Below are 8,452 nucleotides of genomic sequence, written 5' to 3' on the forward strand. Positions count from 1 at the left end.
CCGTGCGTGCATTGCTGATCGTGAACCCGAACGCGACGACGACCACACCGGCCGGTCGCGACCGGCTCGCTCATGCACTGGCGGAAAGGGTCGCGTTGACCGTCGCGCACACCACGCACCGCGGCCACGCGGCGGAACTCGCCCGTTCCGCTCACGCCGACGGTATGGACGTGGTGGTCGCGCACGGTGGTGACGGCACCGTCAACGAGATCGTCAACGGCCTGCTCGGCACACCGCGGATACGCGCGGCCGACGAGTCGCTGCCACGGCTCGCGGTCGTCCCGGGCGGGTCCGCGAACGTCTTCGCGCGGTCGCTGGGGATCGCTGCCGACCCGATGGAGGCCACCGATCAGCTCCTCGGGCTTCTCGACGAACGTGCGCACCGCAGGATCGGCCTGGGCTTCTGCGACGGCCGCTGGTTCGTCTTCAACGCGGGCCTCGGTCTGGACGCGCAGGTGTGCGAGGCGATCGACGTGGGGCGCGCATCGGGCAAACCGGTGACGACCGCGCGGTACGTGCGGCATTCGATCAGGGAGTTCTTCGCGTCCAAGAAGGCGGAGCCGGCATTGACCGTGCATCTGCCGGACCGCGACCCGGTTCCCGGTGTGTACTACACGTTCGTGTCGAACTCGAGCCCGTGGACCTTCCTCGGTTCCCGTCCCGTCCACACGAATCCGGGCACGTCCTTCGACACCGGACTGGGTGTGTTCGCGATGACCACGACGCGGGTGGCGGCCAGCCTCCGGGTCGTCCGGCAACTGCTGGCACGCCACGGTCGACCGGAGTCACCGCACCTGCTCAGACTCGACGACGTACCTCGGGTCCGCGCGGTGTCGTCACGTCCCGTCGGATTGCAGGTCGACGGCGACTATCTCGGATTACGCACGAATGTGGAATTCGTGTCGGTCCCGGATGTGCTGGAGGTAGTGGCCCCGAAGCCGAATTCCAACCCTGAAATTCTGTGATCAGTCTTACATTTCCGCTGGCCAGCGTGTAGAACATACAGCAGGTGACCCGATGAATCGGACATCGGCGTGACGTTGCACACGGTCGTGTCGAATTCTATTGACTTCACGCTCGATCGTGAAAGCATTCACAAGTAACCCCGCGGAAATACTTCGCGACTCCAGCATGAATTCGCAAAGACCATGAGCTGGTGCTCCCGGCACCATCGAAGGAGAGTAGAAGCATGGACTGGCGCCACAAGGCCATCTGCCGTGACGAGGATCCCGAACTGTTCTTCCCCGTCGGGAACAGCGGTCCGGCCCTCGCGCAGATCGCCGATGCCAAGCTCGTGTGCAACCGGTGCCCGGTGACCACCGATTGCCTGACCTGGGCCCTCGAGTCGGGTCAGGACGCCGGTGTCTGGGGTGGCATGAGCGAAGACGAGCGCCGCGCACTCAAGCGTCGCAACGCCCGCACGCGGACACGCACAGCGGTCTGATCCACACAGCGGACCGATCCGCCCGAGGTCGCACGGCCCGGCACCACCACGGGTGCCGGGCATCGGTGTGTAATGGGGCCGGTGTGCTCCCGGGCCGGCGACACGTCCGGGAGGCCGATCAGGTCGACACCTTCCCGAGGGGCAGCCTCAGCCGTGCCTCGGTCCCACCCGAGGCACCGCCGGTCAGTTCGATGGCGCCGCCCAGTTCCGCGGCGACGAGTGTGCGGACGATCTGCAGTCCCAACCGGTCCGAGTCCTCCAGGTCGAATCCCGCGGGCAGCCCCTTCCCTTCGTCGTGCACGACGACGTCGAGCACCCGCGCCGAGCGTTGTGCCCGGACGGTGACGGTCCCGTGCGCGCCGGGATCGAAGGCGTGCTCGACGGCGTTCTGCACGAGTTCGGTCAGGACCATCACGAGCGGTGTGGCACGGTCCGCGGGGAAGACCCCGAGATCGCCCTCGCGCACCACCCGGATCTGACTGCCGATCGCCGACACGTCCACCACGATCGGGATGAGGCGATCGAACACGTCGTCGAGGTCGACCTCCTCGTCCACCGACATGGACAGCGCCTCGTGGACGATCGCGATGGACGTCACCCGCCGGACCGCCTCCCCCAGCGCGACCTGGGCCTCGGCGTTGCCCGTGCGGCGCGCCTGCAGCCTCAGCAGCGCCGCGACCGTCTGAAGATTGTTCTTGACCCGATGGTGGATCTCGCGGATCGTGGCGTCCTTGCTCATCAGCGCCCGGTCCCGCCGCTTGACCTCGGTGACGTCCCGCACGACGACGGCGGCGCCCTCGAGACGTCCACCGGGGGCCAGGACGAGCGCGCGGATCAGGACGGTGGCGCCGCGGGCCTCGACCTCCATCCGCTGACCGAACCGCCCTTCCACCGCACCGCGCAGGTAGTCGGACACGTCGCGGCTCTCGAACGGATCGGTGACCAGCGACCGGGTCGTCTCCACCAGATTCTGGCCCACCAACTCCGAATTCAAGCCCATCCGATGGTAGGCAGAGAGGGCGTTCGGGCTGGCGTAGACGACGCGGCCTTCGCGGTCGAGCCTGATGAATCCGTCACCGGCGCGAGGACTGGACTTCGTGTCCGACCGGGCCTCGACCGTCGGGAACGTGCCCTCGCTGATCATCCGGTACAGGTCGTCGGCGCATTCGAGGTACGCCGTCTCCAGCGCGCTCGCGGTGCGCCTCGACACGCGGGCCGCGTCACGACTGAGCACCGCGACGATCTCCCCGTGCCACCGCACCGGCACCGCCTGCCGCATGGTGATCGTGTCACCGGTTCCGGGGTCGGCGGTGACGATCAGTCCCGTCCGGAACGCGTCGCGCACGTACGGGTGTTCGTCGTCGGACGCGACGATGCCGACGGCATCTTCGGGCAGCACCGTCGACGCGGTCGTCGGCCGGCACTGGGCGACACACACGATGCCTTCGGGAGCGGCGTCGACCCACATCAAGACGTCGGCGAACGAGAGGTCGGCGAGCAACTGCCACTCCCCCACCACCCGCTGGAGATGATCGACGGCGGCGCCGGGAAGGTCGGTGTGCGCCGCGAGCAGAGAGCTGAGTGTGGACACGACGACCCGCGATTCGCTCAGGAGATGACCGCGATGAGATCACCCTGCTGGATGACGTCGCCCACGACGACATCCACGGACGTGACCGTTCCGGCGGACTCCGCGAGCACGGGGATCTCCATCTTCATCGACTCGAGAATCACCAGCGTATCGCCCTCGGCCACCACATCGCCCTCACGGACGACCACCTCGAACACGGTGGAGACCATCTCCGCGCGTACATCCTCTGCCATCGAGCACCTCATCCCCTGTGGAACCGGTCGACCCCACGAAGTGGAGCCGGGCACGTCGTGTCGCGCCACGGTCGGGCGGACCCTGCCGACAGGGGCACCGCACCGCACGTGGAACACTGTAATGAACGAGAAAGGAGATCCCACCATGGGTAAGCGAGGTCGCAAGAAGCGCAGCCGCAAGGGTAACGCCGCCAACCACGGCAAGCGTCCCAACGCCTGAGGCGCCCCGGACATGTGAGGGGGACGGAGAGCATCGCTTTCCGTCCCCCTCCGTCGTGTCCGAGGCCCCTCGGTCGCGTCCGGAGCGCCGTGTCGCCGGACGCGGCGGGTCAGGGGCCCTCCGTGATGACCACGGTGCGGCGGATCTCCACCATCAGGCGTTCACGAAGCCCCTCCGGTGCGTGTTCGCCGCCGCACTTGCGGCTCAGCAGCGACTTGATCTTCTCTTCGATCCCGTAGGTCTCGAGGCAGGTACCGCAGTCGTCGAGGTGCCGTTGCAGCCGCGCCCGGGATCGCTCGTCGCACTCGGAATCGAGGAGCAGGTAGACGTCCGCGATCACCGCGGAACAATCGAGTTGTTCGAATTCTGCCGGCTCGCTCACTGCGAGACTCCCTTCGTCTTCTCGGCGGCCCCTCCGGCGGAGGACGCCGATCCGGTCGCTGCGTCGACCGCTCCGCTCCGGTTGAAACCCCGTTCGCGGGCAACGTCGGCGAGAAGCCCACGAAGTTGCTTGCGGCCCCGATGCAATCGCGACATCACCGTGCCGATCGGTGTACCCATGATCTCGGCGATCTCCTTGTAGGGGAACCCTTCGACGTCCGCGTAGTACACCGCCATCCGGAACTCCTCGGGCAGTTCCTGCAGCGCGGCCTTGATGTCGTCGTCGGGAAGCGCATCGAGCGCTTCGACCTCCGCCGAGCGCAGTCCGGTCGGCGAGTGCTCCGCCGTCTGCGCGAGTTGCCAGTCGGTGATCTCGTCGGTCGGGTACTGCGCGGGCTGACGCTGCTTCTTCCGATACGAGTTGATGTAGGTGTTGGTGAGGATCCGGTACATCCACGCCTTGAGGTTCGTTCCCTCCCGGAACGACCGGAACGCGGAGAACGCCTTGATGTAGGTCTCCTGCACCAGGTCCTCGGCGTCCGCAGGGTTGCGGGTCATCCGCAGGGCGGCGCCGTAGAGCTGGTCGAGCAGCGGCATGGCATCCCGCTCGAACCGCTCCGCCAGTGCTTCAGCAGACTCCTCGACCACACCGATCCCTTCGCTCAGCCCTTCAGTGAAGGCTACCGGGCAGTCCGGGTCGGGACGTGCAGGACTGAGAACGGGCACCGATCCTCCGATCCGCTTCGGGTTGCCGACCGGGCCGCGCCTGTGCGACGCGGCCCCCAACGTCCCTCAACAGCGGAACGCGCTCGGTTGTTCCCGTTCCCGTTCCCGCGGACGCATCGCGCTTCTCCGGCAGGGTTGCGCGTGACCCGTCTGCTTCCATGTGACCTGCACGAGCCGCACCGCGGGCACGGGCCCTACAGTTTCCCCATGGCGTCGACGTCCACCCCCGCAACGAAACTGCTCACCCGCGAGAAGGTGCCGTTCGTCGTGCACGAGTACGCGCACGACCCGAGGTCGGCGTCGTACGGTTCCGAGGCCGTCGACGTCATGCGGGAACGATTGGGTGTCGATGCCGCGCAGATCTTCAAGACACTCGTGATCGCACTGTCCGACGGTTCCCTCGCGGTCGCGGTGGTGCCGGTCCCGGAGAACCTCTCGCTCAAGGCTGCGGCCGCGGCGCTCGGCGGAGGAAAAGCCACGATGGCCGATCGCGGCGCAGCCGAACGCGCCACCGGCTACGTTTCCGGCGGAATCTCCCCGCTCGGACAACGCAAACGTCTGCGCACCGTCGTCGACGTCTCCGCGGAGAACTGGGATCGCGTGCTGTGCAGCGCGGGTAGGCGCGGCCTCGAGATCGAGTTGGCCCCGACCGATCTGATCCGGCTCAGTTCCGCCGTCGTCGCCTCCATCGCGACCGGCCACTGACCTGCGACCGTCACAGGAGCACCAACTGGTCGCCGCCGCCGTCGAACGGGGCCGTCAGGTCGGGTCCGTTGTTGCGGACGCTGTTCACCTTGTCCGACACGCGACGCATCCCGATCCGCGCCACCTCCTCCGCGCTGGGCACGATGAGATCGGGGTGTCCGAGACTGTCCGGGTCCAGCCAGGCGTCCCACCGGTCACGCGGCAGGATCAACGGCATCCGGTGATGCAGATTGCTCAGCTGTGCAACGGATTCCGCGGTGAGGACGGTGGTGCTCAGCAGCGGCGGGGAATCGACGACACGCGGGTCGTGCCACACCGACCAGAGACCGGCCATGCAGATCGGTTCACCGTCGTCGCGGGACATGAAGTACGGCACCTTCCGGGCCTTCCCGTCGGGGGCCGGTTCGACCTGCCACTCGTACCAGCCGTCCATCGGCACCAGGCACCGCCTGTACCGCAGGGACTGCGCGAACGACGGTTTCGTCGCCACCGACTCGGAGCGCGCGTTGAACAACGGTGCGCTCCGACCGATCTCGTCGGCGAACGACGGCACCAACCCCCACCGCATCCGCCGGATCCGGCGCGTCACCGACCCCTCCGGATCGTCACGGTCGTGCCGCGCGACCACCGTGAGCACCCGCGTGGTGGGTGCAACGTTGTAGTCGGGCGTGAACTCGTCGTCGGTCTCGTCGATCGCGTCGAGGTCGGCCGCCGACGACGCCGGATCGACCGTGATCGCGTATCTGCCGCACATCCCCCGAGTGTGACATCGGGCTCGCACCCACCGCGCCACGGACTCCCCGGCCGCACCCGGCGCCACGGCACCGCGCCGATGGGCGAAGATGGACGGGTGAGTCTGTGGAGAGCACCCCGAGCCGAATCCCCCGTCGACGCGACGGTGACCCTGCCCGGATCGAAGTCCATCACCAACCGCGCGTTGATCCTCGCTGCGCTCGCCGACGGGCCGTCGACGATCACCGGCGCCCTGCGCAGTCGCGACACCGACCTGATGATCGGTGCGCTGCGCACGCTCGGCGCGACCGTCACCGACCGTGACGGCGGCACCACCCTCGACGTCGTTCCGGGTCAGCTGCGCGGCGGCACCGTCGAGTGTGGACTCGCCGGCACGGTGATGCGATTCGTGCCGCCCGTCGCGGCACTCGCCGACGGCGACGTGCGACTCGACGGCGACGAGCAGGCGCGTGTCCGCCCCATGGGCACGGTTCTCGACGCCCTGCGCGCGCTCGGCGCCGACATCGACGGCGACGCCCTGCCGTTCACGGTGCACGGACACGGTGGTGCGCGCGGCGGGACCGTCACGATCGATGCCTCCGGGTCGTCCCAGTTCGTCTCGGGTCTGTTGCTGTCCGGCGCCCGGTTCGACGAGGGGCTGATCGTCCACCACGACGGCAAGCCCGTTCCGTCGATGCCACACATCGATATGACGGTGGAGATGTTGCGGGCCGCCGGGGTGTCCGTCGACACCTCCGATGCGAACACGTGGCGGGTGGCCCCGGGCCCGATCCGCGCCGTGGGCGTCACCGTCGAACCCGATCTGTCGAACGCGACACCGTTCCTGGCCGCCGCCGCCGTCACGGGTGGCACGGTGTCGGTGCCGCTGTGGCCGGCGGCGACCACCCAGGCGGGGGACGCGATCCGCGACATCCTCGCGCGCATGGGAGCGGCGGTCGACCTTCGGGACGGCGTCCTGACCGTGCGCGGTCCGGAGCGACTCGACGGCGTCGACGTGGATCTGCACGACGTCGGTGAACTCACCCCGACCGTCGCGGCGGTCGCGGCGCTCGCATCCACACCCTCGGTGCTTCGCGGCATCGCGCACCTGCGCGGTCACGAGACCGACCGGCTCGCCGCGCTGGTCACCGAGATCGGACGGCTCGGCGGCTCCGCCACCGAAACCGACGACGGTCTGCGCATCGAACCGGTGCCGCTGCACGGGGGCGTGTGGCGCGCCTACGCCGACCATCGGATGGCGACGGCCGGGGCGATTGTGGGTCTCGTCGTCGACGGGGTCGACGTCGACGACATCGGTACGACAGCCAAGACGCTGCCCGGGTTCGCCGGGCTGTGGGAGTCGATGCTGACGGGAGCACGCTCCTGAGACGGCGGCAGTACGACGAGTCCGATGTCCGGGTGCGCCCGGGCAAGGGTTCGCGTCCGCGTACCAAGGACCGTCCCGCCCACCGCGACGCCGTCGAGGCGATGGTGGTCTCGGTGGATCGCGGCCGGTGGGGTGTCGTGCTCGGTGGCGATCCCGATCGGCAGGTCACCGCGATGCGGGCCCGTGAGCTGGGCCGTACTCCCATCGTCGTCGGGGATCGGGTGGGGGTCGTCGGCGACCTGTCGGGCCGCCCGGACACCCTCGCCCGTATCGTGCGGGTCCACGATCGCGAGACGGTGCTGCGCCGCACCGCCGACGACACCGATCCCTTCGAGCGGATCGTCGTGGCGAATGCGCAGCGACTGCTCATCGTCGTCGCGCTCGCCGATCCCCCGCCGCGCACAGGTCTGGTCGAACGGGCGCTGGTCGCCGCGTACGCAGGCGGATTGTCGCCGGTGCTGGGCCTGACGAAGTCCGATCTCGCGGATCCGGACGAGTTCACCGCGCAGTTCGCCGACCTGGACCTGCCGGTGCTGCGGGTCGGGCGCGGCGACGACCTGAGCGAACTGACGGAGTCGATCGCCGATTCGGTGACCGCACTGATCGGGCACTCGGGTGTCGGGAAATCGACGTTGGTGAATCGGCTGGTGCCGGACGCGGACCGCGCCACCGGTGTGGTCTCCGGGGTCGGCAAGGGCCGGCACACGTCGACACAGTCGGTGGCGCTGCCCCTGCCCGGCGGTGGTTGGGTCGTCGACACCCCGGGCATCCGTTCGTTCGGTCTGGCCCACATCTCCGCGGAGGATGTGGTGGCCGCGTTCTCCGATCTCGCCGAGGCCGTGCAGAACTGCCCGCGCGGATGCACTCACCTGGGGCCGCCGGCCGATCCGGAGTGCGCACTGGACGCTCTCGACGACATCTCGTTACGGCGCGCGCACGCGGTCCGGGGTCTGCTCGCCGCACTCAACGAGAACGACGGATGGTAACCGCCCCGTGCGCGTGTGCGGTAGCTACAGCTACCACACACGCGCAC

General features: G+C 68.7%; 11 protein-coding genes. 6 read left to right on the forward strand and 5 right to left on the reverse strand.

The genetic code is table 11. The features are described from left to right. Positions 1-2: 2 nt before the first annotated feature. Together LDQ05_RS06950 and LDQ05_RS06955 are read left to right on the forward strand one after the other, a co-directional pair. Positions 3-965, forward strand: a complete 963-nt coding sequence (locus tag LDQ05_RS06950; RefSeq protein ID WP_226436159.1) for a diacylglycerol/lipid kinase family protein — start codon at positions 3-5, stop codon at positions 963-965. Positions 966-1,189: 224 nt separating this feature from the next. Next, positions 1,190-1,444 carry a WhiB family transcriptional regulator gene (locus LDQ05_RS06955; RefSeq protein WP_226436160.1) on the forward strand — a complete coding sequence of 85 codons (255 nt, stop codon included), beginning with the start codon at positions 1,190-1,192 and terminating at the stop codon, positions 1,442-1,444. Between the two features lie 118 nt (positions 1,445-1,562). On the opposite strand, the gene LDQ05_RS06960 is transcribed toward LDQ05_RS06955, so the two are convergent. Together LDQ05_RS06960 and LDQ05_RS06965 are read right to left on the reverse strand one after the other, a co-directional pair. Beyond that, positions 1,563-3,035, reverse strand: coding sequence for a sensor histidine kinase (locus tag LDQ05_RS06960; RefSeq protein WP_226436161.1), 1,473 nt, complete (start codon positions 3,033-3,035; stop codon positions 1,563-1,565). A 17-nt stretch (positions 3,036-3,052) separates the two neighbouring features. Beyond that, a complete protein-coding gene (locus tag LDQ05_RS06965) occupies positions 3,053-3,268 on the reverse strand; it encodes a biotin/lipoyl-binding carrier protein (RefSeq protein ID WP_226436162.1) in 216 nt (71 codons plus the stop codon). A gap of 145 nt (positions 3,269-3,413) precedes the next feature. Here LDQ05_RS06965 and LDQ05_RS19935 point away from each other — a divergent pair, with 145 nt between their 5' ends. Then, positions 3,414-3,488, forward strand: a complete 75-nt coding sequence (locus LDQ05_RS19935; protein ID WP_022597109.1) for a 50S ribosomal protein bL37 — start codon at positions 3,414-3,416, stop codon at positions 3,486-3,488. Positions 3,489-3,597: 109 nt separating this feature from the next. On the opposite strand, the gene rsrA is transcribed toward LDQ05_RS19935, so the two are convergent. Together rsrA and LDQ05_RS06975 are read right to left on the reverse strand one after the other, a co-directional pair. Beyond that, on the reverse strand, positions 3,598-3,870 hold the full coding sequence (gene rsrA, locus LDQ05_RS06970) for a mycothiol system anti-sigma-R factor (protein WP_226436163.1): 273 nt from the start codon (positions 3,868-3,870) through the stop codon (positions 3,598-3,600). Beyond that, positions 3,867-4,517: a sigma-70 family RNA polymerase sigma factor gene (locus LDQ05_RS06975; RefSeq protein ID WP_226436176.1), complete on the reverse strand. Its 651-nt coding sequence runs from the start codon at positions 4,515-4,517 to the stop codon at positions 3,867-3,869. Before LDQ05_RS06975 ends, rsrA begins: the two co-directional genes overlap by 4 nt. 285 nt (positions 4,518-4,802) lie before the next feature. Between LDQ05_RS06975 and ybaK the strand changes: the two genes are divergently transcribed. Beyond that, entirely contained in the window at positions 4,803-5,300 is a 498-nt protein-coding gene (gene ybaK / locus LDQ05_RS06980) for a Cys-tRNA(Pro) deacylase (protein ID WP_226436164.1), read from the forward strand. 10 nt (positions 5,301-5,310) lie between these two features. Here ybaK and LDQ05_RS06985 read toward each other — a convergent pair whose 3' ends face one another. Then, positions 5,311-6,054, reverse strand: a complete 744-nt coding sequence (locus tag LDQ05_RS06985) for an SOS response-associated peptidase (RefSeq protein ID WP_226436165.1) — start codon at positions 6,052-6,054, stop codon at positions 5,311-5,313. A 78-nt stretch (positions 6,055-6,132) separates the two neighbouring features. Between LDQ05_RS06985 and aroA the strand changes: the two genes are divergently transcribed. Together aroA and rsgA are read left to right on the forward strand one after the other, a co-directional pair. Further along, entirely contained in the window at positions 6,133-7,419 is a 1,287-nt protein-coding gene (gene aroA / locus LDQ05_RS06990) for a 3-phosphoshikimate 1-carboxyvinyltransferase (RefSeq protein ID WP_226436166.1), read from the forward strand. Beyond that, positions 7,386-8,405, forward strand: coding sequence for a ribosome small subunit-dependent GTPase A (gene rsgA / locus LDQ05_RS06995; protein WP_226436167.1), 1,020 nt, complete (start codon positions 7,386-7,388; stop codon positions 8,403-8,405). The genes aroA and rsgA overlap by 34 nt, the downstream gene beginning before the upstream one ends. The last annotated feature ends 47 nt before the right edge of the window (positions 8,406-8,452 follow it).

This window comes from Rhodococcus yananensis, assembly GCF_020515525.1.
Lineage (GTDB): Bacteria > Actinomycetota > Actinomycetes > Mycobacteriales > Mycobacteriaceae > Rhodococcus > Rhodococcus yananensis.